Genomic DNA, 24,867 nt, shown 5'->3' with positions numbered 1-24,867 from the left:
CGACACCAAAACGGACAACAGGAAGTCTCAGTCGGCCGTCACCGCGCTGAGGTGGGTGTGATGACGGCCTGGCCGGTGATGCGGTTGAAGCCGACGGTGTTGACCAGGAAGAACCGGACCCCGCTGTTGGACTGATCCGTAAGGGAGTTCACCCTTGTGTTCGTGTCCGGTGTTGGACCGGAGCCACTGGTGACGTCCTCCAGCACAGGACCGCCGCCTGGGGCCGCCAGGGTGACCCGAGTGCCTTGGGCGATCACGCCGTTGTTCTGCGGAACGTCCCCTTGCGCGTGAAGAACGGAAAGCTTCTGCGCGGGGGCGCCGGTATCGAGGGTCGTCGGTCCGCAGTTGTGGGATTGACCGGCCTGCCAGCACAGGTTCAGGAGCCTTTCCCAGGCCTGACGTCCGTCCGCGTATGTCCGGTCCGCCTTGGTCAGCGGCAGCACGACACTGCTCGCGGTCGGTTTCGGCGCACCGAGCGTCAGCGTTCCTCCGGTGGGAGTGAGCGCCACGGTGTACCCGTCGGAATACGGTGCACCCAACTGGGTGACCACCGACATCAACTCTTTCCAGTCCGGCGCGGGCCCGCCCAGCGCGATGCCGAGGGTGCCCTGGGCGCCGCTGTCGCCGTTCTGGCCCTGGAACGCCTTGGCATCGGCGGCATCCTGGTCGATGACGCCGACCGCGACCGGCACCGGCGTCGCGATTCCCGTGCCGGGGAAGCTGACAGTCGCATCGGCTACCCGGTAGTTCAGGGTGTTGCCCGCATCGAGACTCCCGTAGTGCACCGAGGAGGTACGCCCGGTGTCATGGGCCCCGGAACCTGCGGCGGTGGCCGCCAGCACCAGGCCGCTGGACCCGGTGTCCAGGTGCACGGGAACCGCCGGCCCCCCGCCGACCGACACCATCACCATCGGGCGATACGGCGAACTGCCCTGGTGGCCCATGGTGATGGGAACCGTCGCCGCGGGGCCCGGTGCCGTCGAACCCCCTGTCGCGGAGGGCGGCGATGCGCTGGTGCTGCTACTTGCGACGCTGCCCTTCCCCGCACACGCCGAGGCGGTCAGTCCCACGATCAGCGCCACCACCAACGAGCAGACTCGTTTCCTTGAGAACATCAAGTGCTCCCCCTCTCTCGCTGCCGAAACTGCGGCGAGGATTGCAAGGAACCTTGTGGATTCTCTGTGGGTGCAGTGGATCACGACCCGGGCTGCCCCCAGGGGCGCACGGGGGCGCGCGAGTGGTTGCGCAGAGTGCTGTCGCGAGCACGGAGAGCCGTTTGGCGGGGTGGGGGCGGTGTAGCGTGCGCCGTGGAGCGGGTCGCCCCCGAACGGAAAAGGGGCGAGCCCGGCGGGTGTTGTAGCACCTGGCCGGGCTCTTCATCCGCCAAGTGGGCTCAGGAAAGGGCCACTGAGGATGCTCAGGAATGTTATCGCGCCCGCGCGCGACTTCACGCAGATTGCCAACGCCCACATCTGGGATGACGATCTCTCAGATGCCGCCTTCCGCCTGCTGGTTCGGGCGTTGGCGATGTCGGATGCGGCGGCGCGGAAGACGACGGTGACGGAGCTGGCCGCCGGGTTGACGGGTGGTCGGATCACCGCGGACCGGGCGCGGCGGCAGTTGGGGAAGAAGGGGCTGCTGCACAGCACCAAGTGGCGTGACGCGGCCGGGCAGCTGCGGTCGGAGTCGCTGGTGTCGAGTGTGCCGTTGGGGGCGGAGGCGGCAGCGGAGATCTTCGTCGAGCGGCGGGGAGTTGGAGGGGGTGGGGGTATCGGTTGCGCCAGTGCACGCAAGGTCGGGCAGGTCGACGTTTCGGTACCCGGCACCGTCCTCTCTGCAGGCGGACGCGGCGGTGAACCGAGTGCCGGAGCACGAAAGATCGGACGGGCCGACATCTCGTCACCCGGCACCGCCCTACCTTCGGTAGGAACATTGGGGCAGAACACGTCGTCCCCCCTCCCGGTCCCGCCGGATGCGGACGGGCGACTGGAGGTGGCGGAGCGGGTGCTGCTGTCGCTGCGGAAGCTCGATGAGCGCCTGGTGCTCGGGTCACGGGAGGCGGCCCGGTTGGCGCCGCTGGCCGCCGAGTGGCTGGCCAGAGGCATCAGCGTGGGGGGCCTGCGGCATGCACTGAGCCACGGGCTGCCCGTGCCGCTGAAGTGCCCGGCCGCGCTGCTGCGGTACCGCTTGACGGAGAAGATGCCCGACCACGAGGCCGACGATCTGCCGCTGAAGCTGGCGATGTGCGGCGACTGCGGGCGCGGCTTCCGCGTCGTCGCGGACGAGGTCCGCTGCGCGGAATGCCGTACTGCGACACCAGTGCGGCCCCCGGATCCTGCGCTGGTGCGGGTGGGCTGGCGGGAACGCGTGCGGCTGGCCGGTGCTCGTGGGTGACACCGCCGATGGTCACGGGGATTCTCGAAGGGCCCCCCGTTGCCAGCCTCGCCCCAACCGCCCTACCAGGGACGGTAGATGCAGTCCGCCAGCGCGCAGTAGCGCTTCCACCCCAGCGTCTCGTACAGCGCACGGCCCTCGTCCGTCGCCCCGAGGACCCCCAGCGTGGCGCCCCTTGCCACCGCGCGGTCGGCCAGCGTCCGCATCACGAAGTTGCCCAGGCCGCGCCGGCGGTGCGCGACCTCCGTCACCACCCGGTCGACCACCACGACCTCCCCCAGCAGCGCCATCTGCCCCTTCGCCGCCAACTCGCCGCCCACGTCGTGCACCTGGACGCACAGGACCCCGTCCCACACCTCCTCCGACGCCGCATACCCCTCGGGCACCGCCGGGTTCGTCACCCGCAGGTCGGTGGCCATCAGGTGCCCGGACTCCTCCTCGTCCGCCACCCAGCCGCCGGGCAGCCAGGGCGCCACCTCCCCCGGCTCCATCGGCACCGTGATCCAGGTGTGCGGCACCGTCACCGCCTCGACCGCCGCCCGCACCGCCGACTCCTCGGCCTCGGGCAGCACATGGCGCCCCAGCTGCGTCGGCCTGCCGATGTCGAGGTACAACCCCCAGGGCAGCTCGACCGGCTGCGGAGTGCGCCGCGAAACGGCCCAGCCGGCTACCCATGTCCTGACCAGTTCCGGAATCACCAAGTCCCCCTAGTAAGAGGCAACTACCGTCACTGCAGCTTACGCAACGGTGGCGCTCCCTACCAGAGGGGCACCCCGAGCCCCGGGCGAGGCGAGAGCCAGAAGTTTCGGACGGCGATGTCGAGAAGCCGCGTCCGGCTCCGTCCCAGGGGTGAACGCGACCACAATGGGTCGCACGAGCAGCGAGGAGAACCACGATGGCCAAGTACCTGCTGTTGAAGCACTACCGGGGCGCCCCGGCTTCGGCCAACTGCGTACCGATGGACCAGTGGACCCCCGAGGAGATCTCGGCGCATGTGCAGTACATGAACGACCTCGCGGCCCGGCTGGAGAAGACGGGCGAGTTCGTCGAAGGCCTGGCACTCGCCCCCGAGGGGGCGTGGGTCCGCTACGACGGTGACGGGCGCCCGCCGGTCACCGACGGACCGTTCGCGGAGACCAAGGACCTCATCGCCGGCTGGATGGTCATCGACGTCGACAGCTACGAGCGCGCCGTCGAACTGGCCGGCGAGCTGTCGGCCGCCCCTGGCGCGGGCGGCAAGCCGATCCACGAGTGGCTGGAGCTGCGCCCGTTCCTGGCCGCGCCGCCCACCATCACCGAGTGACGTCACCGATGGACGAGGCCCTGCTCAGGAGCCTCACACCGAGCGTGCTCACCGTCCTCGTCCGCCGCGGAGCCGACTTCGCGGCGGCCGAGGACGCCGTGCAGGACGCGCTCGTCGAGGCGCTCCGGGTCTGGCCGGCCGAAGCGCCCCGGGATGCCAAGGGCTGGCTGGTCACCGTGGCCTGGCGCAAGTTCCTCGACGCGACGCGCGCCGACGCCGCCCGCCGCCGGCGTGAGGACCGCGTCGAGGAGGAGCCGGTGCCCGGGCCGGCGCCCGCGGGGGACGACACGCTCCAGCTCTACTTCCTGTGCGCCCACCCGTCACTGACCCCGGCATCGGCGGTCGCGCTCACGCTGCGCGCCGTCGGCGGGCTGACCACCCGCCAGATCGCCGAGGCCTACCTGGTGCCCGAAGCGACCATGGCGCAGCGGATCAGCCGGGCCAAGCGCACCATCTCCGGCGTGCGATTCGACCGGCCCGGCGACGTGGCCACCGTGCTGCGCGTCCTCTACCTCGTCTTCAACGAGGGCTACTCCGGCGACGTCGACCTCGCCGCCGAGGCCATCCGGCTCACCCGGCAGCTCGCGGCCCGCATCGACCACCCCGAGGTGGCCGGGCTGCTCGCCCTCATGCTGCTCCACCACGCCCGGCGTGCCGCCCGCACCGCCTCCGACGGCAGCCTGGTGCCGCTCGCCGAGCAGAACCGCGCCCGGTGGGACACCGCGTTGATCGCCGAGGGCGTCGGGATCCTCCAGGCGGCCCTCGCCCGCGACCGGCTGGGCGAGTTCCAGGCCCAGGCCGCCATCGCGGCGCTCCACGCCGACGCGCCCACCGCCGGGGAGACCGACTGGGTGCAGATCGTCGAGTGGTACGACGAGCTCACGCGCCTGACCGACAGCCCCATCGTCCGGCTCAACCGCGCGGTCGCCGTCGGGGAGGCCGACGGACCGCGCGCCGGCCTGGCGGCGCTCGCGGCGCTGGACGCCTCACTGCCCCGCCACGCCGCAGTGGCGGCGTACCTCCACGAGCGCGACGGCGACCTGGCGACGGCGGCACGGCTGTACGCCGAGGCGGCCCACACGGCACCCAACCTCGCGGAACGCGACCACCTGACGCGCCAGGCCGCCCGGCTCAACGCCCCCCGAAGCCGCTGACGGGCCGCGCTCGGACTCCCCCGCGGCACCGCACCGGGCGCGCGCCCGTGGCCAGAGCGGCCGCCGCACACCGAGTGGGCGGGTCAAGGCCGGTCGCGGGGGCCGGCCACCGATCGGAGCGACACCACTCCAAGGCGGACGTCGGCCAGGTCCCCGGCGCCAAGAGCAGCCACGCGTACCACCGGAGCGCGGGCGGCCTGGACGGCGCGTACCTCACGATGTGCCTGGGCACGGTCGTCGCCACCACGTTCATGGAGCGCGGGGCCACGGACCCGGCGGCGCTCCAGCAACTGGCCGGGACCTTCGCCACCCGCATCCAGCAGGCCGCCGGTCCGTCCTGACCGCCCCAAGCTCTCGACTACTTGGCCTCGGCCAGCGTGGCGGCGACCAGCGCGTTGGCGTGGCCGTGGCCGAGGCCGTGCTCGGTCTTCAGCCAGGCGACCAGCTCCATGTGCTTGGTCAGCGGGGAGGTGCGGATGAGGTCCTGCCACTCCGAGATCGGGCGACCGTACTTCTTCTCGATGGACGGGAAGTAGCTGGCGGGGCCCTTCACCGGTGCGGTGCTCATGTGCGGTGTCCTGTCTCTCGGTGTCGAAGTGGTCCTGGTTGTCGTCTGGTTCTACTGGTTCTGGGAGGCCAGACAGGCGGAGACCGCCGTCAGCCAGAGCAGCCCGAGGCCGGCCCCGGCGGTGAAGGCCGGGTGCCGGGGCGGCGCACCGCGCCGAAGGCGGCCGGAGTGGTGATGGTCTGGGTCATGGGATCCCCCCGAGTGAACGTCCTGGTCTCTTCACCAGGTCAGACGGAGCACCCCGGTGAAACTCATCGCTCCCGGAGAAAAAATCTCCGCCCGCCCGACCGGTGCCCGCATCACCGATGAAACCTGGCCCGCGCGGCGGTCTCACCTGGCATGGAGACCGTGGAGTTCACCGTCGGCCCGCTCCCTCCCGGGGCCGGGCCGTTCCTCACCGGCCGGCTGGCCGCGCTGCTGGCGGACCACCCGAGCGCGGTGGTCGTGCGCTGCGAGGTGTCCGCCGTCGAGCGGCCCACCCCGGCCGACCTGGACCACCTCGCCCGGCTGCGGCTGACCGCGCGGCGGGCCGGCCGGGAGCTGGTCCTTGCCGGCGTACCGCCGCGGCTGCGGCTGCTGCTCGAACTGACCGGGCTGGCCCAGGTGTTCGGCTGCTCAGGCGTCGGCGCTGGTCAGCCGCATCGGGAGCCCCCATAGCGGGAACAGCCGCTCGGTGTCCATGTGGTTGGTCATGGTGCTGATCCGGCCGTCGGTGATCTCCAGCAGGGTGATGCCCCACGGCGTCCACCCGTTGCCGTCCTCGGCCGGGCGGTACTGGGCGAAGGCGGGCGTGCCGTTCGCCTCGACGGGGATCATCCGCGACCCCCGGCAGCCGCAGCCCGCGCCCAACCACCACTCGCCCAGCTCCACCACGCCCTGCACCCACATCCGGTACGGCGGCATGTTGAGCACGGCGTCCTCGTGCAGCAAGCTCTTCAACGCCTCGATGTCGAACGCCTCGAACGCCCGGACATAGCGCGCCAGCAGGGCCCGCTGCGTCTCGTCCAGCGGCTTGAAGGTGTCGGACTCGGGCACACCGCCGTTGTCGGCGAGCGTGGCCCGGGCGCGCTGCAGGGCGCTGTTCACCGACGCCACGGAGGTCTGCAGCAACTCGGCGGTCTCGGCCGCCGACCAGGCCAGCACCTCACGCAGGATCAGCACGGCGCGCTGGCGGGCGGGCAGCTTCTGCAGCGCCGCGACGAAGGCCAGCCGGATCGTCTCCCGCCCCACCGCCACCTCGGCGGGATCCCCCGCGAGCACCCGCGCATCCGGGACCGGGCCCACCCAGATGCTCTCCTCCAACTGCGCCAGGTCGGGCGCGGCCGCCGGGGTGGGCGACGACAGGTCCATCGGCCGCGCCCGCCGCTGGGCGGCCGGGGCCATGTCCAGGCAGACGTTGGTGGCGATCCGGTACAGCCAGGTCCGCAGCGCCGAACGCCCTTGGAACCCCTCGAACTTGGACCACGCCCGCACCATGGTCTCCTGCACGGCGTCCTCGGCCTCGAAGGCGGAGCCGAGCATCCGGTAGCAGTAGGCCGTCAGCTCCCGGCGATACGGTTCGAGCTGCTCGGCGACGTCGTCACGATCCATGGTCACAGACACGCCGCCACCCTAGCGGCGGAAGCCGACATCAAGATCATCCACTCAACGCGGCTTGCGGTGCCGGTCCCTGGGCTTCTCCGCCGCCGGTAGCAACCGGTACGCCCGCACCACGCCGTCGCCCTCGATGCCGTGCACGATCCGCTGGGCGGCCAGGTAGCCGTCGGCGACCCGGTCGACCTGCCACTCCACGCCGTCCCAGACGAGGATCAGCCGCGGCTCCTTGGGCCGGGTGTGCATGGCCTGGCTGACGTCGTAGGCCAGCAGCGCCAGCCAGACGCCCACCAGAAGCAGGTGGATCCCGTTGCGGGCTCGGAGTTGACGACGGCGTCGCGGCCGCCCCGCCCCCTCGGCGCCGGGGACCCGGATGGGGCGCGTGCGATTTAGCAGATCCTTGATTGCCCCAGCGGCCCAACTCCGTTGAAGCGGCAACAGCCCGAGAGCAGAATCGAGCGGCTGGTTCGTGCAGCACGTGGCGTCTTCAAGGAGGGCTGCATTGTACGGACGCGTGGAGCGGCATGAGTCGCCGCAACAGCAAGTCAACTCCCAGAATGAGCAGCGGACTTCGGGATCACCCCGGCGACCGGCGGCCCGCCGGATGGCACCGCGGGACCTGATGGCCCTGCAGCGCTCGATAGGAAACGCCGCGGTCGTGGCGGCCCTCAAGGACACCCTCGACACCACTTCGCAGACCGTCGGCGCGACGACCGCCACCACCATCGGTGCGCAGTACACGGACCCCACTGTCAGCACGCCCGCCTCCTACGCGGGCGGCATGGAGGGACCGTTCGGCTCGGGTGTCGCGGCGGGCGTCGGACTCGTCACCAATGCCGCCGCGCTCCGGCAGGCGCGGCGGGACCGGGCGGCGGCCCAACCGGGCAGCGCCCCGCACCGGGAGGCGTCCCGCGAAGTGGCCGGCGCCGGCGCCGAGACCGGGCAGGCCGCCTCTAGCCTGGTGGGCAACCTGCTCAACGGGGCGGGCGGCGCGATGAACTACGCCGGGCAGGCCACCCCGGTGTACAACGCCGTGCTGTCGGCGGGCGGGATGGCCGCGCTGCCCGCGTCGCTGGTGCAGACCGGACGGTACGCCCGCAAGGCGGCCAAGGCGGATGCCCGGGTCAAGGCGCTGCGCGAGCTGATGAACTCGCAGGCGACGCAGCCGAAGCGAGCGCTGGCGGCGGCGGAGCAGGAGGTCGCCGCATGCCGTGAACTGGTGGCCGCACTGCGGGAGTTGCACCAGTCCAAGAGCGCGCTCTACGAGGCCCGTCTCCAGGAGATGGGCCGCTCCCCGGCGGACCGGCCGCTGGGCACGGACCTGGAGAACCTGAAGGAGACCCTGCTGGAGGTCAAGGAGTTGGAGCGGCAGCTCCAGCAGGCCGACCTCGGCGTTCAGCAGGCACTGGCGAGACAGCAGGAGCGCGCGGCTGCCAAGGCGGCGATGGAACGTGCGCTCGGGGAGGCCGCCGAGGAGGTCAAGCAGTACCGGGCGGGCGCAGAACAGCAGATCTCGCTGCGCATGATCCAGGCCTACGCGGTGCGGAAGAACGAGCGCGGCCGGATCAAGAAGATCGTCGCGGCCACAGGCGGGGCTCTGGGCTCGGCGGGTGCGGTCGCCTCCCTGGTCGCCTCGATCGCCGTCGCGGCGGGCGCGGCCGCCGGCGCGAGTGTGCTGCTGGCAACGCCCATCGGCTGGGCGCTCGCCGGTGCCGCGGCGGTCACGGGCCTGGGTCTGGCCGGCTACAAGGTGTGGAAGTTCTTCGCCCAGCGCTGGGAGCGGACGGCCGAGCCCGACGCCGACGGCAAGCCGACCAAGCCCGCACTCGATCGGCTCGGCCGCACTCTGGCCTTCTGGAAGCCGGTCGGCCCGGGCAAACGCGAGGAGTACGCCGCCGCGCTCTACCGGATGGCCGAGGGCGGGTCGGATGCCGACCGGGTCCGCACCGCGGAGGCGCGCCGGACCATCGAAGCCCTCGGGCTCGACTGGGACGACCTCGGCATGAAGGATGAGCCCGAGAGCGCCGTTAACCTGATCGCCGCAAAGCTCGCCTCCTAGCCCGGGCCCACCTCCCTGGAATGTCCTGATTGTGTGACAGTCACATTCACCGTGCATCCATTTGGCACCATGGGGAGTCAAAGAAGCATAAGGAACACCACGATGTGGGGGGAACGAACCATGCGCTCCAGGGGCATACCGGGTACCGCTGCTGCACTGCTGCTCGGCGGCGCGCTGCTGCTGACCACAGCCTGCAGCAGCGGGACCGGCGGCGGCACCGGGGGGTCCGCCACCGCTCCGGCCGCAGCCGGCCACAGCGGTGCCCAGGCGAAGCCGTCCGCGGCCACGTTGGCCGTGCTGCCCGCCGACGGGTCGCAGAACGTGGCGCCCAACGGTGCGGTGAAGGTGTCGGTGACCGACGGAAAGCTGACCCAGGTGACGGTGACCGGCCCGGACGGCAAGCCGGTCGCCGGCACGGTCGGCCCGGACGGGAGCTGGGTGCCCACGGCCGCACTGGCCGTGTCCACCAAGTACCAGGTGAACGCCAACGCGGTCGACGCCTCCGGGGTGGCGACCACGACCACCAGCAGCTTCAGCACCCTCACCCCGAGCAAGACCGAGAAGGTCCGGGACAACCTGGACAGCAATGCGACGTACGGCGTCGGCATGATCATCAGCGTCACCTTCGACAAGGCGGTCACCAACCAGCAGGCGGCGGAGCAGGCGATCACCGTCGAGGCGACGGACGGCACCACCGTCAAGGGCCACTGGTTCGGCCCCAACCGCCTCGACCTGCGCCCGGAGAACTACTGGAAGCCCGGCACCAAGGTGACCGTGCACCGCCGGGTCTCCGGCGTCGAGCTCTCCCCCGGCGTCTACGGCGACTCGGACACCGACGAGACCTTCACCATCGGCCGCTCGAAGGTCAGCACGGCGGACGCCGGCACCCACCAGATGACCGTGGTCGAGGACGGCGCCCCGACGAAGACCATCGCCATCACCGCGGGCGCCGACGACAACCCGTCCTGGAACGGCACCATGGTGGTCTTCGAGAAGGACCGGATGGTCCACATGGACTCCAAGACCACCAACATCAAGGGTGCGGGTTACGACGTCTACGAGCCGCACGGCCTGAAGATCACCGACTCCGGCTCCTACGTCCACGGCAACCCCAAGGCCGTCGACTGGGCGGGCAAGGCGAACATCAGCCACGGCTGCATCGGCCTGCCGGACACCGACCAGGGCGAGGACGGCTCGGTGGCCGGCAAGTTCTGGGCCGACTCGATCATCGGTGACGTCGTGATCGTCCAACACTCGGTCGGTCAGCCGGTTGCCCCGGACAACGGCCTGGGCGGCTGGAACCTGCCCTGGTCCCAGTGGTCGTAACTGGCAAGGCGTCAGCTTTGCGGGCTGAGTGGCGGCGGTCGGGATTCCGGCCGCCGCCACTGCCTTTCCCCACTCACTCGGCCGCACCCGGATCGATGAGCCTGGCTGATCGAACGAGTGCGAATCAGGCCTTGATCACCGAATGACCCACTGCCATAGTCCGGATGACTGATCATCAGATCAGTCGCTGGTACGAACGGGAGAGACATTCGTGATCGTGGTCACCGGTGCCACCGGCACCGTGGGGTCGAAGGTTGTCAGCGGGCTGCGCGAGCGCGGCGAGAGCGTGCGCGCGCTGGTGCGCAACCCCGGGTCGCGCCCCGCCGAGTGGGACGAGGGCGTCGAGGTGGTGGCCGCCGACTACACCGACCCCGCCTCGCTGGACGCCGCCCTGGCCGGCGCGGACGTGGTCTACCTGCTGGTGGCGGTGCACCCAGAGATGGCGCAGCACGAGATCAACGTCATCGACGCCGCGGTGCGCACCGGGCGGCAGCCGCGGATCGTGCTGCACGCCGCCGCCGGGGTGGAGTACAAGCCGGAGGGCGTGCGCTTCCTCACCGCCCATGTGGCGGGCCACGCGCACCTGGAGGCCAGCGGGCTGCCCTGGACGGTGCTGGCGCCGAACGGCTTCCACCAGAACTTCCTGGGCATGGCCGACGCGGTCAAGGCCGGCCGGCTCACGGCTGCCGCCGGGCACGCCCCGGTCTCCTGGGTGGACGCGCGGGACGTCGCGGACGCGGCCGTCGCGGTGCTGACCGGCGAGGGGCACGAGGGCGCGGTCTACACGCTGACCGGCCCGGCCGGGCTGACCCACGAGGAGATCGCCGAGCAGCTCGGCGCCGTGGCCGGCCACGAGGTGGCGTACCAGGCCGCCGACCCGCAGGCCGCGCTGGCCGGCATGCTGGGCGCCGGCTGGGACGCGTGGCGCGCCGAGGGCCTGATCGAGCTCTACACCTTCTACGCGGGCGGCGGCGCGGGCGCGGTCAGCCCCGACGTCGAGAAGCTGACCGGCCACCCGGCCCGCTCCTTCGCCGACTTCGCGGCCGACCACGCGCCGGTGTTCGGGGGCTGACGGCGAGGAGCGGGTGGCTGACCAAGCGCTTGGTCGGCCACCCGCGGCCACCCGCGGCTACCCGCCCCTGAGCGAGCGCCTACTCCCCGCCTACTCCTCGTCGTAGGAGGAAGTGCCCTCGTCCAGCAGGGGCTCCTGCGACTTGAGGTGCGCGGGGGCCAGCAGCCGCAGCGCGTGGTAGCCGGTGATGACGACCAGCGTGCCCAGCGCGATGCCGCTGAGGCTGAAGTTGCTGCTGAACTTCAGGGTGACGTTGCCGACGCCGATGATGATGCCCGCCGCGGCCGGCACCAGGTTGAGCGGATTGCGCAGGTCCACGTTGGCCCTGCTCCAGATCTGCGCGCCGAGCAGGCCGATCATGCCGTACAGGATGACGGTGATGCCGCCGAGCACCCCGCCGGGGATCGCGGCCACGATCGCGCCGAACTTCGGGCAGATGCCGAAGAGCAGCGCGAAGCCGGCCGCCGCCCAGTAGGCGGCCGTCGAGTAGATCCGGGTGGCGGCCATCACGCCGATGTTCTCGGAGTACGTGGTGTTGGGCGGGCCGCCCACCGCGGTGGAGAGCATGGAGGCGACGCCGTCCGCGGAGATCGCCGTGCCCAGCTTGTCGTCCAGCTGGACGCCGGTCATCTCGCCGACCGCCTTGATGTGCCCGGCGTTCTCCGCGACCAGCGCGATCACCACGGGAAGCGCCACCAGGATCGCGGACCACTGGAAGGACGGGCCGTGGAACGACGGCAGGCCGATCCAGTCCGCCTTGCCGACGCCCGACAGGTCCAGGCGCCAGTGGTCGGTGACCGTGCCGCCGGCGCCCACCGAGTGGATCTTCCCGAAGATCCGGTCGAACGCCCAGGAGATCCCGTAGCCGAAGAGCAGGCCGAGGAAGATCGCGATGCGCGACCAGAAGCCGCGCAGGGCCACCACGGCGAGCCCGGTGAAGAGCATCACCAGCAGCGCCGTCCACTGGTCCTGCGGCCAGTAGGTGGAGGCGGTCACGGGCGCGAGGTTGAACCCGATCAGCATGACCACCGCGCCGGTCACGATCGGCGGCATCGCCAGGTGGATGATGCGCGCCCCGAACCGCTGGACCGCGACGCCCACCAGGAACAGCACCACGCCGACCACGAACACCGCACCGGTCACCGTCGCACTGGTGCCGCCCTGCGCCCGGATCACCGCGGCGACACCCACGAAGGAGAGCGAGCAGCCGAGGTAGCTGGGCACCCGGCCGCGGGTCGCCAGCAGGAAGATCACGGTCGCGACGCCCGACATCATGATCGCGAGGTTGGGGTTGAGCCCCATCAGCACCGGCGCCACGAAGCTCGCCCCGAACATGGCCACCACGTGCTGGGCGCCGAGCCCTACCGTGCGGGGCCAGGAGAGCCGTTCGTCGGGGCGGACGACCGCCCCCGGCGCGGGCGTGCGCCCGTCACCGTGCAGCTTCCAGCGCACGCCGAGATCCATGGTGAGGCTTCGCTTTCTCTGTACGTCACAAGATGTCCGGAGCCATTCTCTCCGCTTGGTGGGGGGCCTCCCAGGGCACCGGAACCGGCACCGGGTTCAAGGCACCAGCACCGGGTTCAGGGCACCAGCACCAACCGCCCCCGCAGCCCGCCCCGCGCGAGCCGCCGGTGCGCCTGCTCCGCCTGCGCCAGCGGCAGGGTGTCCGCCACCCGCAGGGTCAGCTCCCCGCGTGCGGCCAGCTCCGCCAGCCGCCCCAGCGCCGGCCCGTCCGCCGCGATCCAGACCGTCCGCACCCGGATCCCGCGCAGCCCCACCGGCACGTCCCCCGCCACCGAGACGAAAGCGCCCCGGTTGCGCACCGCGCCCATCGCCCGGAACCCCAGCAGCGCGGCGTCCAGCGCGCCGTCCACCCCGCCCGGCACCAACTCCCGTACCGCCGCTGCCAGATCGGGAACCTCACGGTCCACCAGCCACCGCGCGCCCATCGCCCGCAGCGCGTCGTGGTCCGCCGCACCCGCCACCGCGACCACCCGCAAACCGCGCTGCCGGGCCGCCAGTTCCACCGCGAAGCCGCCCACCCCGCCCGCCGCGCCGGTGACCAGCAGGCTCGCCCCCGCGGGCAGGTCCAGCAGGTCCAGGGCCTGGTCGGCCGTCAGCGCGTTCAGCGGCAGGGTGGCCGCCGCCACCGCCGGCAGCGCGTCGGGCAGCGGGGCCACCGCCGAGGCGTCCAGGACGAGGTGCTCCGCATAGGCGCCGAGCGGCACGTCCAGGCGGTCGCGCAGCCCGATCACCCGGTCCCCGACGGCGAATCCCCGCGTGCCCGGGCCAAGTTCGGCGACCGTTCCCGCAACGTCCCAGCCGATCCCGACCGTTGACCCCGCCGGCCGTGGCAGCAGCCCCAACTCGGCCAGCACCCCCGACCTGGTCACCGCGTCCACCGGGTTCACCCCCGCCGCGGCCACCTCGATCCGCAGCTGCCCCGCCCCGGGGACCGGCACCGGCACCTGGACCACCGCCAGCGCCCCCGGCCCGCCGAACTCCCGTACCACCACTGCACGCATCACCGAACTCCCGTCTCTGTCGCCCCTGTTGCCGCTAACCTAGGGAGAGTTACGCTCTGCCGGGAAGAACGCACTTCACGGTGCGCACCGCACCCGGAGGGGAGTCTCCGCATGGCCACCAGAACGGCCGCCCAGCAGCGCGCCGACGCCAAACTGGCCTACGACGCCTATGTGGCCGAGTGCCCGACCCGCCAACTTCTCGACCGGATCAGCGACAAGTGGGTCAGCCTGCTGATCAACGCGCTCGCCGAGCAGCCGCAGCGCTACGGCGACCTGTCCCGGCGGGTCGCCGGGATCAGCCAGAAGATGCTCACCCAGACGCTGCGCGCCCTGGAGCGCGACGGCCTGGTCTCCCGGACCGTCACCCTGGCGGTGCCGGTCCGGGTGGAGTACGCGCTCACCCCGCTCGGCCGGGGCCTGCTCCCGGTGATGCGGGCGATCAAGAGCTGGGCCGAGGCCAACATGGACGAGGTGCTCGCGGCCCGCTCCGACTACGACTCGGCGAACGGCACCTGACGGCTCCTCGGCAACTGGCGGATCAGCTGGACCTGCCGGTTCGCCGGATCCAGGCTGTCCCGCACCGCCACCGTCAGGGGGTGGTCCGGGCTGAGATGGGTCTCGCACAACGCCAGGGTGCGCCCGGCCAGTTCGGTGGCCTGCCGGGAGTCCTCGGCGGCCCAGTAGGCCAGCGCCAGTTGGTGCCGGGTGCGCAGGGTGTCGGGGTGGCGCTCGCCGAGCAGCACCCAGCGGTCGCCCAGCACCCGGGAGAGCAGGTCGACCGCCCGGCTCGGCTCGCCGTCGACCCGCTGCGCCACGCCGAGTTCGTGCCGCAGCGACAGCGGCTCCGGGTGGCGTTCGCCGAGCGCCTGGCGGGCGCGCGCCAGGGTGGCCTCCAGCAGGCCCAGCGCCAATCCGTGGTCGCCCTGGCCGAGGTAGGCGACGGCGAGGTGGCGGCGGGCGGTGAAGGTGGCCGGGTGGTCCTCGCCGAACACCCGGGTGCGGGCCTGGTCCACCGCCTCCAGGATCGGCACGGCCTTGAACAGGTCGCCCGCCTCGGCATAGGCGTTGGCCAGTCGCAGCGCGGCGGTCAGCGTGGTCGGGTAGTGCTCGCCGAGCTCCCGGGCCGCGTCCGCCTGGATCTGCTCCAGGGCCGAGATGGCCCGGGTCAGGTCGCCGGCCTCGGCCTGCGCGGCGGCGGCGTCGGTCCTTATCACCAGGGTGTCCGGGTGGTCCTCGCCGAGGGCCCGCTCGGCGTCCATCAGCAGCCACTCGAAGTTGGTGATCGCCTTGGCCAGTTGGCCGGCGTCACGCTGGGCGGCGCCGAGCCGGCCGCGGGCGGCCAGCGCCTCGGGGCTGTCCCGGCCCCTGAGCTCCTCGGCCTCGGCGATCAGGCGTTCGAACAGCGGTAGCGCCCGGCCGAGCGCGCCGGCCTCCAGGTAGGCGGCGCCGAGCCGGCTGCGGATCTCCAGCAGGTCGACGGCGGCGGCCCGGGCCTCGGCGTCGGCCAGCAGCTGCTCGTAGCGGGGCAGCGCACCGGCCAGCGCGCCGGACTCCAGGTAGGCGTCGGCCAGGCGGAGCCGGGCGTCGAACGTGTCCGGGTGCCCCTGACCCATCAACTGCTCTGAGAGCGCGACCAGTTGTTCCAGCGCGGGAATCGCCTGCGCCAGGTCGCCGGCCTGCTGGTAGGCCCGGGCCAGAACCTCCCGGGATGCCAGTGCCGGCTGTCCGCCCTGCTCGGCGGCGATCCTGGTGTTGATCGCGACCAGCCGGTCCAGCGCCTCCGGGCCGCCCATCCGCTCCAGCAGCCGGACGACCAGCCAGAGCGGCAGGTCGGTGTCGGGGGTGAGCAGCGGCAGCAGGTCCTCGCCGACCGCGTAGAGCGCCTGCCATTCGCGCGGCTCGTAGGCGGCCTCCTCCTCGTGCGGGAACAGCTGCAGCATCGGGCGCAGTTGGGCCAGCACCTCGGCCCGGACGGCCTCGTCCAGCACCGAGGCATAGGGCAGGCAGCCGGCCGCGATCAGCCGGATCCAGCGGGCGGTGCGGGCCTGCGGGCCGGCGTTGGCGGCGGCCAGCAGGCGGCGCAGCAGCACGGCGCGGTCGCGGTGCGAGCAGTGGCCGACGGCCATCCGGACCACGTCGGCCCACTGCTCGTCGGCGGCCCGGCCGGCCAGCAGCCCGAAGTCCCGGTCCTCCATGAACTCCCGTGCCGCCAGGTAGTCCTGGAAGGTGCGGTGGACGAACTCGAAGGTGGCGACGCTGGTTTCGGTGAGCAGGCCGGTGCGTTCCACCAGGTGGCGCAGCACCTGCTCGGCGCCGAGGCTGCCGTGGGCCGCGGGCAGGCTGGGCAGCACCTGCTCGATCTGCCGCAGCGCGTCCTCGTGGTCGCCCTCGTGCTGGCCGTTGAGCACCAGCCAGGCCGCCATCCGCTGCAGCAGGGCGAGTTGCTCCTCGCGGCCGAGCTGGCGGCCCTCCGGCAGGGCGGCGATCCGGCGCTGCTTGTCGCGGCGCAGCAGCAGCATGTCGAGGGCCGACTCGTAGACCTCCATCTTGCGTTCGGGCAGCCCGCCCTCCCACTCCCGGTGCAGGGCGCAGATCATGGCGCACAGCAGCGGGCTGTCGGTGAGCAGGTCGAGTTCCGGGGACTGCCGCAGGGATCGCCGCAGTGCGTCCGCCATCTCGCGGAACCGGCCTTCCAAGGCGGCGAGTTCGGCGGGGGTGGGGTCGTCGGTGGCGTCCCGTTCGGCGGCGAGGGCGGCCTGGTGCCAGCGCTCCACGAAGCGGCTGCGGTCCCACTCGTCCATCGGGCAGAGCATCAGCTCCTCGAACCGCTGGCGGTGCAGCCAGTCGGCGGGAACTCCGGTGGGGCGCACGGTGACCAGGGTGAAGCAGTTGGGGTAGAGCTCCAGCAGGTCGGCCAGCCACTCGCCGGCCTCGTCCCGGTTCTCCTGCGGGATCTCGTCCAGTCCGTCGACCAGCAGGATGGCCCGCCCGGCGGCGAACAGGCGGTCGGCCCAGCCCGGGGGCTGGTCGGCGGCGACCGGGCTGCGGTCCATGGCGAGGAACTCGGCGGGGCGCGGCTGCAGGTTGCGCAGCTGGAACATGGTGCGCAGCCGCAGCAGGAACGGCACCCGGTAGTTGAGTTCGGCGAGTTCGCCGACCAGGCTGCCGGAGACGGCGTTGACGGCCAGCCACTGCAGCAGGGTGGTCTTGCCGGAGCCGGCCTGGCCGCGCAGCAGCACCCGGCGGCGGTCCTTGAGCAGACTCTCCACCCGGCCGCGCCGCCCGGTGCGGTCGAGCAGCAGTTCGCCGGCGCCGGGGGTGCGCTCGACGTGCGGCTGGTGCTCCGTCACCTTCAGGGCCTGCAGGCTCAGGTAGGCGGTGCCGAGGTCCCAACGCAGCGACTGCGGCAGCCCGAAGATCTTCAGGCGGCCGTGCTCGCGGCGGATGCTGCGGGCGTACTCCTCCTCGAACTCGGCGTCCTGGCGCTCGCGTTGGGCGATGCCCCGGACCCGGATCGGGGCCGGCAGCCGGCGGGCCAGCAGTGCGGCGAAGCCCGGGTCGGCCAGCAGCGGGGCCAGCGGCACCAGGCCGAGCTGCGAGTGGTGCCAGACGCCCGGCGCCACGTCGGCGGTGGCGAGGCCGAGCAGCAGGTTGTTGAAGACCACCGGGGCGCCCGACATGCCGGACCACGGCGAGTCGGCGCCCGCGACCGGGCCGGGCGGCAGGTGCTGGGTGGCCAGCACGTGCCGGTTGCCGCCCAGACCGGTGGCGGGGGCCAGGGTGCCCACCAGTTGGTGGCTGCGCAGCACCCCGCCGTCCTCCCGGCCGGCCGCCGGGTAGCCGATCGCATGGCAGAGCGGCACCGGCTCCAGGTCGTCGATCCGGCCCCAGCGCAGCTCGTCGAAGTCGGCGGCGATCTCGGGCCGGACCAGGTCGCCGGCGGCGAGCAGCACGGCGACGTCGGCCTCGGCCGAGCGCCACAGCGGGGTGCAGCGCATCCAGCCGCGTCCGCCCGGCACGGCAGCCTCGATCACGCCCGGCGCGAGCGAGGCGGGGGCCAGCAGATGGGCGGCGGTCAGCACCACTCGGCCGGAGAGCAGCACCCCGCTGCCCTGTCCGGCGGCCCGCACGGCCGCGATCCGCTGAGCCACCAGGCTCAATGGAAGCCCTCACGGCTGCCCAGGTCGTCATTGCCGACCAGCACGTTCCCGCCAGTGGTGGTGTCTACGGGATTGAGGGTGACGGTCACCCGGTGCGCCCGGGTGTGCTCGGTACCGGCCTCCGCGCCGGCCGACACCACCCAGGCGCGGACCTTGCCGTCGACCCGCGCCTCCCGGCGCAACTCGACGGAGAACTCCAGCTCCACGGTGCCGACCTCGAACTGGAACCGCTCGCCGGCGGCCCGTTCGGCGGCCACGGCCACCTCGCGGCGGACGGCCTCGACCGCCTCGGCGAGTTCGATCTGCGGGTGCTGCTCGCTCACTCGTTCCCCCTGCTGACCCGGCGTCAATTGGCTTGATACCCACGGTCCGGCGACGGATCACCAGGGTTGACGATGTACCTTCGACCCGTCAAGCGGGCCCCGCTCGCGCTACCCGGCGGCGGCCAGCCGGTCGACCTCGTCCAGGAAGCCGGCGACCGACTCGGCCACCTGGTCGGCGGTCCAGGCCAGGGCGGGCGTCAGGGCGGTCAGTTCGGTCATCGACAGGCCCGGCAGCGGGCCGGCCCACCAGGAGCCGAAGAGCCCGTCGCCGCTGCGGGCGCAGTGCCGCAGTCCCGCCTCGGTGAGCAGCTCCGGCGGGTGCGGCAGCCAGAGCTGGAACTGGTGGGTGTGCGGCGGGTCGGGGTGGATCCGGGCGCCGGGCACCGGGCGGATCGCCCGCCGCAGCCCGTCGGCCAGCACCCCGGCCTGGGCCAGGTAGCCGGGCAGCCGGGGCAGCTCGCGGCCGAGCGCGGCGCGGGCCGAGAGGGCGGCGGGCCACTGCTGGTAGAGCTGGCCGCCGTAGCGGTGGCGCCAGACCCTGGCCTCGGCGATCAGCTCGGCCGGTCCGGCGAGCGCGGCACCGCTGATCCCGCCGAGCGCCTTGTAGAACGAGACGTAGACCGAGTCGCCCAGGTCGGCCAGCTGGTGCGGGGGCCGCCCGTAGTGGGCGGCGGCCTCCCAGAGCCGGGCGCCGTCCAGGTGCACCACGGCGTCGGCGGCCCGGGCGGCGGCGGTCAGTTCGACCAGCTCGGCCCAGTCGGGCAGCACGAAGCCGGCCGCCCGCAGCGGCAGTTCCGCCAGGAGCACGCCGTAGGGCTCGTCCACGGCGCGCAGTTCGGCGGCGGTGGGCAGCCGGGGCGCGGTGGTCGGGAAGACGGTGTCCAGGCCGGTGAGCCGGCGGTAGGCGCGGCGTTCGTGGGTCTCGATGTGGGCCAGCGGGTGACTGGCCACCACGCTGGTGCCGCACTGCCGGGCCCAGCAGCGCAGCGCCACCTGCTGGGCCATGGTGCCGGTCGGGAAGAAGGCCGCGGCGGGCTTGCCGAGCAGCTCGGCGACCTGCTGCTCCAGGTCGGCGACGACGCCGTCGCCGTAGAAGTCAGGACGTTCGGCCGGGCCGACGCAGGCCCGGGCGTCGGCGCCGAGTTCGGCCAGGCGTTCGTGCAGGGTGACCGGGCGCGGGCCGGAGAGGATCCGGTCGGCGGCCCGCCAGAGGGTGAAGCGGCGGTCGTCGGGGCCGGCGTAGGGCGAGGCGTCGCGTACCAGCGAAGCGGTGCTGTCCGGCGCGGCGTTGCTTTCCGGCACGGCGGTGCGTTGCGGCGAGGCTTTGCGTTGCGGCGAGGCTTTGCTTTCTGCGGTCATCCATCGATGGTCCGCCCGGGCGGCGGCGGCGGGAACGGTCGTGCGTGGACCGGCCGCCCGGCGTCACCGCGGGTGGCACTGATCACAGCCGCCGCGGCCGGTACGAGCGGGGGTAGTACCGCGCCGGGCCCGGGAGAGCGGTCGGACGGCGGGGGCGATCCGCCGATCGCCTGAAATCGGCAGGCGGCTGCCACTACGCGCCGTAGTAGCCGGGCGAATTTCGCTCCCTCCGCACCGCCGGTTACACCTGTGTGGTCCCCCACCCAGTGCGCTGCCGCCAGCCGCTGGCCCGAACCGCTGCGAGGTCGAGCACGGCATGCCCACTCCCAACCCCGGCCGCACCGGGTTCGCCCGGCTGCTCAGCGGATCCGGCCGGCACGCCCGACCGCGCCCGCCCAGGTCACCGCGGCTGTCGCGGCTGTCGTGGTTGCCGCAGCTGTCCCAGCTGTCGCGGCTGTCGTGGTTGCCCCAGCTGTCGTGGCTATCGCGGCTGTCGCGGCTGCCCCAGCTGTCGCGGCTACCCCAGCAACCCCAGCTGCCCCAGCTATCGTGGCTGCCCCGGCTGCCCCGGCTGCCCCAGCTGTCGCGGCTATCGCGGCTGCCCCAGCTGCCCCAGCTGTCGCGGCTACCCCAGCGACCCCAGCTGCCCCAGCCGTCGCGGCCCGGCATCCCGCGACCGGTGCCGCCCCCCTGGGTGACCGAGCTGCGGCGGGACCCGTATGCGGTCTTCCGCGGCCCGCACCGGCACACCGCCTTCTCCACGACGGCGGCCGGCGCGCTGCTGCTCGGCATGGCGCTGGCCGCGGTGCCCGGCAGCGCGGTGGCGCAGACGGTCCGGCCGACCACCCCGGGCGCCTCCGCCTTCACCGCCGCCCGACTCGCTGCGGCGCCGGAGCCGGAGCCGGTGGTCCAGGTGGCCGCGCCGAGCCCGTACCGGATGCCGGGTGGGGCAGCCGCCTCCCGGGCGGCGGTCGCGGTGGCGGCCAACCTGGCCGCAACGGGCGCCGCCGACGCACCGGGCGCGCCCGCCCCCGCGTCCGCCGCGCAGCCCACGCCCCCGGCTGCCCCCGCACCACCGCCCGGCCCGGTCTGGTCAGCGCCCGCGCCGGGTGCTCCGGTGACCAACCCGTTCGGCGTGCCCGACCGCGAGTACGCCGCGGGCTACCACACGGGTGTGGACTTCGCGGTGGACAGCGGCACCCCGCTGCTCGCGGTCGGCGACGCCACCGTGGTCTCGGCCGGCTGGGACGGCGCCTACGGCAACGAGGTGGTGCTGCGGCTGTCCGACGGCAGGTTCGCCCAGTACGCCCACCTGTCCGAGCTCGGTGTGCGGGCCGGCGACCAGGTGACGGGCGGTCAGCGGATCGGCGCCTCGGGCAGCACCGGCAACTCCACCGGACCGCACCTGCACTTCGAGATCCGCACCGCCAACCGCTACGGCGCGGTGATCGACCCCATCGCGTACCTCTCGGGGCACGGGGCGGGCAACTTCTGAGCCCGCTCAGCCCTGGTGGGCGACGGGCTTGATCGGGGCGGCGATCTCCAGGCCGACCGTGGTCGCCGCCCGCATCACCTCGGCCACCGTGATCTCGTCGTCCATGGCGCAGTCGGCGGCGAGGTCCGGCCGGTCGTGCTTGAGCAGGAAGAACGCCGAGTTCACCGAGAAGAGCGCCATGGTCGCCCGCAGCTTGTCCTCGAACGAGGCGCCGGGGCCGTGCACCAGACGGATCATCCGGATCATCCGATCGCGGAACTCCAGCCCGGCCTGGGACTCGCGCAGCGCCGGCTGGTTCTCGTGGAAGAAGCGCAGCAGCGGCGCCCGCTCGGCCATCCCGGCGGCGAACCGGCGGACCAGCTCGTCGCGCACCTCGGGCGACCAGTCCTGCTCCTCGCCCCAGGCGATCGCCTCGTCGATCGGCGCGGCCATGGTCTCGACGATGCCGTGGACGATGTCGTCCTTGGTCTTGAAGTGGTAGTACAGCGCGGCCTTGGTGACGCCCAGTCGGTCGGCGATCTCCCGCAGCGAGGTCTTCTCGTACCCGTGCTCGGAGAACAACTCCAGCGCCACCGCGATGATCCGCGCACGGGTGTCACTGCGGGGACCGTGGGTCGTACTCATGGCTGACTGCCTGCCTAGCTCGCTGCGGACTCTGGGGGTGGCCGTATTCGGCTTGACTCCCGGCTTACCCAGACCTTACCGTGCCAACGATTACTAAACTAGCCGGTCGGCAAGTAAGGTCGACGAGGGGTCGCGAGGCGCGGGCCCGCAGAGGCGCATCCGGGAGACGCACACCATGGCACAACAGCAGGTCGACGCGACGGCGGAGACCCCGCCCGCAGGCGTTGGGGGGGACGAGCGCCCGCAACGATCGCCGCGCGAGATACGTCTGGTGATGATCGGCCTGGTCATCACGATGCTGCTCGCAATGCTCGACAACCTCATCGTCGGCACCGCGATGCCGACCATCGTCGGCGACCTCGGCGGCGCCAACCACCTGTCCTGGGTGGTCACTTCGTACACCCTGGCGACCGCCGCGGCGACGCCGATCTGGGGCAAGCTCGGCGACCTCTACGGCCGCAAGGGCACCTTCCTCACCTCGATCACCATCTTCCTGGCGGGCTCGGCGCTGGCCGGCCTGTCCCAGAACATGAACGAGATGATCGCCTTCCGGGCCCTCCAGGGCCTGGGCGCCGGCGGTCTGATGGTCGGCGTGATGTCGATCATGGGTGCGCTGGTCTCGCCCCGCGAGCGCGGCAAGTACCAGGGCCTGTTCGCGGCCGTGATGGCGCTGGCCACCATCGGCGGCCCGCTGCTCGGCGGCTTCATCACCGACCACTTCAGCTGGCACTGGATCTTCTACATCAACATCCCGCTGGGTGCGATCGCGCTGGCCATGGTGACCATCACCCTGCACCTGCCGAAGTCCCGCTCCAACGCGAAGATCGACTACCTCGGCGCCCTGCTGCTCACCGTCGGCATCACCTCGCTGGTCCTGATCACCACCTGGGGCGGCACCCAGTACGCCTGGGGCTCCAAGCACATCATCGGCCTGGCGGTGCTGGCCGTGGCCTCGCTGATCGGCTTCTGCTACGTGGAGCAGCGGGTCTCGGAGCCGATGCTGCCGCTCGGCCTGTTCCGCAACCGCGACTTCACGGTGGTCTCGATCATCGGCTTCATCGTCGGTTTCCAGATGTTCGGCGGCGTCACCTTCCTGCCGCAGTACCAGCAGATCGTGCAGAACGCCTCGGCCACCAACTCCGGCCTGCTGCTGATGCCGATGATGTTCGGCATGCTGGTGGTCTCGCTGGTGGTCGGCCAGGTCGTCACCAAGACCGGCAAGTACCGGATCTTCCCGATCATCGGCACCGTGGTGATGGGCGTCGGCTCGTTCCTGCTCTCCGGCATGGGCACCGACACCACCCGCCTCACCTCCGGCATCTACATGGCGGTGCTGGGCGCCGGCATGGGCTTCCTGATGCAGATCACCATGCTGGTCGCGCAGAACAGCGTGGAGCTCAAGGACATGGGCGTGGCCAGCTCCACCGCCACCCTGTTCCGCACCATCGGCGGTTCCTTCGGTGTGGCGCTGTTCGGCGCGATCTACACCAACCGGATGAAGGACACCCTGGCCAAGGCCCACCTGCCGAGCAGCGGCGGCTCCACCGCGGACCTGACCCCGGCCCGGCTGCGTGGGATGAAGCCCGAGGTCCAGAACGTCATCCACCACGGCGTCACCAACGGCATCCACTCGGTCTTCCTGTGGGCCGCCGCGATCAGCGTGCTCGCCATCGCGGCCTCGCTGTTCCTGCGCGGCGCCCCGCTGCGCGGGGCCGGCAAGCCGAGCGTGGAGGCAGCGGCTCACTGAGCCCCCTCGTGGCTCACGGAGCCCCCTTGTGCTGAGGCCCCCCGCTCCAGGGATCGAGCGGGGGGCCTCGTCATGTCCGCGGAGTCACTGCGGCAGCTGGAAGTACCCGTCGGCGAGCGGTTCGACCAGGCCGTCGGCCACCAGGCCGTCCAGCGCCCGGTCCCGCTGGATGTCGTCCGGCCAGACCACGTCCAGCTGCCCGCGCGCCACCGGCCCGTGCTGCGCCCGCAGCACGGCGAGCAGCTTGCCGCGCACCTGGCGGTCGGTGCCCTCGTAGCTCTGGCCGCGCCGGGCCGGCCCCTGGTGCGGCGGGCAGCCGGCCCGCTGCCAGGCACACTGGGCGCGCAGCGGGCAGCCGCCGCACTCGGGCGAGCGGGCGGTGCAGACCAGCGCGCCCAGCTCCATCACGGCCACCGCCCACTCGGCGGCGACCTCGGAGGCGTCCGGCAGCAGTTCGGCGGCGACCCGGCGCTCGGCGGCGGTGGTGGCGTTGGCCGGGTACTCGACTCCGGTGACGGCACGGGCGAAGACCCGGCGCACATTGGTGTCCAGCACCGCGTGCCGCTGCTTGAAGGCGAACGAGGCGACGGCGGCCGCCGTGTACTCGCCGACCCCGGGCAGCGCCAGCAGCTCGGCGTGGTCGTCCGGCACCCGGCCGCCGTGCCGCTCGACGATCGCGGTGGCCGCGGCGTGCAGTCGCAGCGCCCGCCGCGGATAGCCCAACCGGCCCCACATCCGGACCGCCTCGCCGGGGGCGTCGGCGGCAAGCCGGGCCGGGGTGGGCCAGCGCTCCAGCCAGGCGGCGTAGGCGGGCAGCACCCGCTTCACCGGGGTCTGCTGGAGCATGAACTCGCTGACCATCACCGCCCACGGCGAGGCCTCGGGAGTGCGCCAGGGCAGGTCCCGGGCGTTCTCCCGGTACCAGTCGAGCACGATCGAATGCAGCAGCGGCGCGGGCGTTTCCACCGGCGTCCGGGCGTCGGCGCGGGGTGCGGAGATGGTCTGCATGGCGTTCTCGATCCTCGCACAGTCCAGCAGCGACACTCCCTCGGAGGGACGAAATACCGGATGATGTGAAAGATCGGCTTCCGATACCGGTGTTGGTGCACAAGCGGGTACTCCGCCTCTTATAGATTTTGCTCGTGCCTTCACTGCGACAGCCCGT

23 protein-coding genes are annotated in these 24,867 nt (G+C 72.5%); 11 read left to right on the top strand and 12 right to left on the bottom strand.

Annotated elements, in window-relative coordinates; translation table 11 throughout:
• Window positions 1-38: 38 nt before the first annotated feature.
• The gene (locus tag P3T35_RS02855; RefSeq protein ID WP_143676856.1) at window positions 39-1,082 is read right to left on the bottom strand and encodes a hypothetical protein; all 1,044 of its coding nucleotides are present in this window, start codon (window positions 1,080-1,082) and stop codon (window positions 39-41) included.
• A 331-nt stretch (window positions 1,083-1,413) separates the two neighbouring features.
• Here P3T35_RS02855 and P3T35_RS02850 point away from each other — a divergent pair, with 331 nt between their 5' ends.
• Entirely contained in the window at window positions 1,414-2,394 is a 981-nt protein-coding gene (locus P3T35_RS02850) for a hypothetical protein (RefSeq protein WP_101381237.1), read from the top strand.
• Between the two features lie 62 nt (window positions 2,395-2,456).
• Here the strand turns inward: P3T35_RS02850 and P3T35_RS02845 are convergent, their stop codons facing one another.
• The gene (locus tag P3T35_RS02845; protein WP_101381236.1) at window positions 2,457-3,092 is read right to left on the bottom strand and encodes a GNAT family N-acetyltransferase; all 636 of its coding nucleotides are present in this window, start codon (window positions 3,090-3,092) and stop codon (window positions 2,457-2,459) included.
• A 197-nt stretch (window positions 3,093-3,289) separates the two neighbouring features.
• Here P3T35_RS02845 and P3T35_RS02840 point away from each other — a divergent pair, with 197 nt between their 5' ends.
• The 3 genes from P3T35_RS02840 to P3T35_RS02830 are packed head-to-tail and all read left to right on the top strand — an operon-like array spanning window position 3,290 to window position 5,192.
• Entirely contained in the window at window positions 3,290-3,697 is a 408-nt protein-coding gene (locus P3T35_RS02840; protein ID WP_101381235.1) for a YciI family protein, read from the top strand.
• A gap of 8 nt (window positions 3,698-3,705) precedes the next feature.
• The gene (locus tag P3T35_RS02835; RefSeq protein ID WP_101381234.1) at window positions 3,706-4,851 is read left to right on the top strand and encodes a DUF6596 domain-containing protein; all 1,146 of its coding nucleotides are present in this window, start codon (window positions 3,706-3,708) and stop codon (window positions 4,849-4,851) included.
• A 47-nt stretch (window positions 4,852-4,898) separates the two neighbouring features.
• A complete protein-coding gene (locus P3T35_RS02830) occupies window positions 4,899-5,192 on the top strand; it encodes a hypothetical protein (protein ID WP_143676855.1) in 294 nt (97 codons plus the stop codon).
• A gap of 17 nt (window positions 5,193-5,209) precedes the next feature.
• Here P3T35_RS02830 and P3T35_RS02825 read toward each other — a convergent pair whose 3' ends face one another.
• A complete protein-coding gene (locus P3T35_RS02825) occupies window positions 5,210-5,419 on the bottom strand; it encodes a DUF4287 domain-containing protein (protein WP_101381232.1) in 210 nt (69 codons plus the stop codon).
• Window positions 5,420-5,758: 339 nt separating this feature from the next.
• Between P3T35_RS02825 and P3T35_RS02820 the strand changes: the two genes are divergently transcribed.
• On the top strand, window positions 5,759-6,076 hold the full coding sequence (locus P3T35_RS02820) for an STAS domain-containing protein (protein ID WP_101381230.1): 318 nt from the start codon (window positions 5,759-5,761) through the stop codon (window positions 6,074-6,076).
• Here the strand turns inward: P3T35_RS02820 and P3T35_RS02815 are convergent.
• Together P3T35_RS02815 and P3T35_RS02810 are read right to left on the bottom strand one after the other, a co-directional pair.
• Window positions 6,035-7,009, bottom strand: coding sequence for a sigma-70 family RNA polymerase sigma factor (locus P3T35_RS02815; RefSeq protein WP_101385117.1), 975 nt, complete (start codon window positions 7,007-7,009; stop codon window positions 6,035-6,037). The genes P3T35_RS02820 and P3T35_RS02815 overlap by 42 nt on opposite strands.
• Window positions 7,010-7,063: 54 nt before the next feature.
• Window positions 7,064-7,303, bottom strand: a complete 240-nt coding sequence (locus tag P3T35_RS02810; RefSeq protein ID WP_101381229.1) for a DUF6087 family protein — start codon at window positions 7,301-7,303, stop codon at window positions 7,064-7,066.
• 313 nt (window positions 7,304-7,616) lie between these two features.
• Between P3T35_RS02810 and P3T35_RS02805 the strand changes: the two genes are divergently transcribed.
• From P3T35_RS02805 to P3T35_RS02795, 3 genes are all read left to right on the top strand, one after another.
• Complete coding sequence (locus P3T35_RS02805) at window positions 7,617-9,071, top strand: hypothetical protein (RefSeq protein ID WP_101381228.1); 1,455 nt, start codon at window positions 7,617-7,619, stop codon at window positions 9,069-9,071.
• Between the two features lie 102 nt (window positions 9,072-9,173).
• Complete coding sequence (locus P3T35_RS02800; protein ID WP_101381227.1) at window positions 9,174-10,397, top strand: Ig-like domain-containing protein; 1,224 nt, start codon at window positions 9,174-9,176, stop codon at window positions 10,395-10,397.
• A 211-nt stretch (window positions 10,398-10,608) separates the two neighbouring features.
• The gene (locus P3T35_RS02795; RefSeq protein WP_180356524.1) at window positions 10,609-11,469 is read left to right on the top strand and encodes an NAD(P)H-binding protein; all 861 of its coding nucleotides are present in this window, start codon (window positions 10,609-10,611) and stop codon (window positions 11,467-11,469) included.
• 90 nt (window positions 11,470-11,559) lie between these two features.
• Here P3T35_RS02795 and P3T35_RS02790 read toward each other — a convergent pair whose 3' ends face one another.
• Window positions 11,560-12,933 (bottom strand): solute carrier family 23 protein, encoded by a 1,374-nt coding sequence (locus P3T35_RS02790; protein ID WP_101381225.1) that lies wholly within the window; start codon window positions 12,931-12,933, stop codon window positions 11,560-11,562.
• 116 nt (window positions 12,934-13,049) lie between these two features.
• Window positions 13,050-13,994, bottom strand: coding sequence for an NADP-dependent oxidoreductase (locus P3T35_RS02785; protein WP_101381224.1), 945 nt, complete (start codon window positions 13,992-13,994; stop codon window positions 13,050-13,052).
• A gap of 111 nt (window positions 13,995-14,105) precedes the next feature.
• Here P3T35_RS02785 and P3T35_RS02780 point away from each other — a divergent pair, with 111 nt between their 5' ends.
• Window positions 14,106-14,510 carry a helix-turn-helix domain-containing protein gene (locus tag P3T35_RS02780; protein ID WP_101381223.1) on the top strand — a complete coding sequence of 135 codons (405 nt, stop codon included), beginning with the start codon at window positions 14,106-14,108 and terminating at the stop codon, window positions 14,508-14,510.
• Here P3T35_RS02780 and P3T35_RS02775 read toward each other — a convergent pair.
• The 3 genes from P3T35_RS02775 to P3T35_RS02765 form a co-directional block, all read right to left on the bottom strand.
• Window positions 14,486-18,145, bottom strand: a complete 3,660-nt coding sequence (locus P3T35_RS02775) for a tetratricopeptide repeat protein (protein WP_180356523.1) — start codon at window positions 18,143-18,145, stop codon at window positions 14,486-14,488. The genes P3T35_RS02780 and P3T35_RS02775 overlap by 25 nt on opposite strands.
• Before the next feature lie 5 nt (window positions 18,146-18,150).
• Window positions 18,151-18,477: a trypco2 family protein gene (locus P3T35_RS02770; protein ID WP_101381221.1), complete on the bottom strand. Its 327-nt coding sequence runs from the start codon at window positions 18,475-18,477 to the stop codon at window positions 18,151-18,153.
• 108 nt (window positions 18,478-18,585) lie between these two features.
• Entirely contained in the window at window positions 18,586-19,836 is a 1,251-nt protein-coding gene (locus P3T35_RS02765; RefSeq protein WP_101381220.1) for a beta-eliminating lyase-related protein, read from the bottom strand.
• A 679-nt stretch (window positions 19,837-20,515) separates the two neighbouring features.
• Between P3T35_RS02765 and P3T35_RS02760 the strand changes: the two genes are divergently transcribed.
• Window positions 20,516-21,331: a M23 family metallopeptidase gene (locus P3T35_RS02760; RefSeq protein WP_280704026.1), complete on the top strand. Its 816-nt coding sequence runs from the start codon at window positions 20,516-20,518 to the stop codon at window positions 21,329-21,331.
• A 6-nt stretch (window positions 21,332-21,337) separates the two neighbouring features.
• On the opposite strand, the gene P3T35_RS02755 is transcribed toward P3T35_RS02760, so the two are convergent.
• Window positions 21,338-21,955, bottom strand: a complete 618-nt coding sequence (locus P3T35_RS02755) for a TetR/AcrR family transcriptional regulator (RefSeq protein WP_101381219.1) — start codon at window positions 21,953-21,955, stop codon at window positions 21,338-21,340.
• Window positions 21,956-22,229: 274 nt separating this feature from the next.
• On the opposite strand from P3T35_RS02755, the gene P3T35_RS02750 reads away from it, so the two are divergent.
• Entirely contained in the window at window positions 22,230-23,702 is a 1,473-nt protein-coding gene (locus tag P3T35_RS02750) for an MDR family MFS transporter (RefSeq protein WP_280704106.1), read from the top strand.
• An 84-nt stretch (window positions 23,703-23,786) separates the two neighbouring features.
• Here P3T35_RS02750 and P3T35_RS02745 read toward each other — a convergent pair whose 3' ends face one another.
• Complete coding sequence (locus P3T35_RS02745) at window positions 23,787-24,710, bottom strand: A/G-specific adenine glycosylase (protein ID WP_101381217.1); 924 nt, start codon at window positions 24,708-24,710, stop codon at window positions 23,787-23,789.
• Window positions 24,711-24,867: the final 157 nt, after the last annotated feature.

The sequence above is a fragment of the Kitasatospora sp. GP30 genome (assembly GCF_029892145.1).
GTDB lineage: Bacteria > Actinomycetota > Actinomycetes > Streptomycetales > Streptomycetaceae > Kitasatospora > Kitasatospora acidiphila.
The sequence above is the reverse complement of the archived record's forward strand: the minus strand, read 5'-3'. Positions and strand labels throughout refer to the sequence as shown.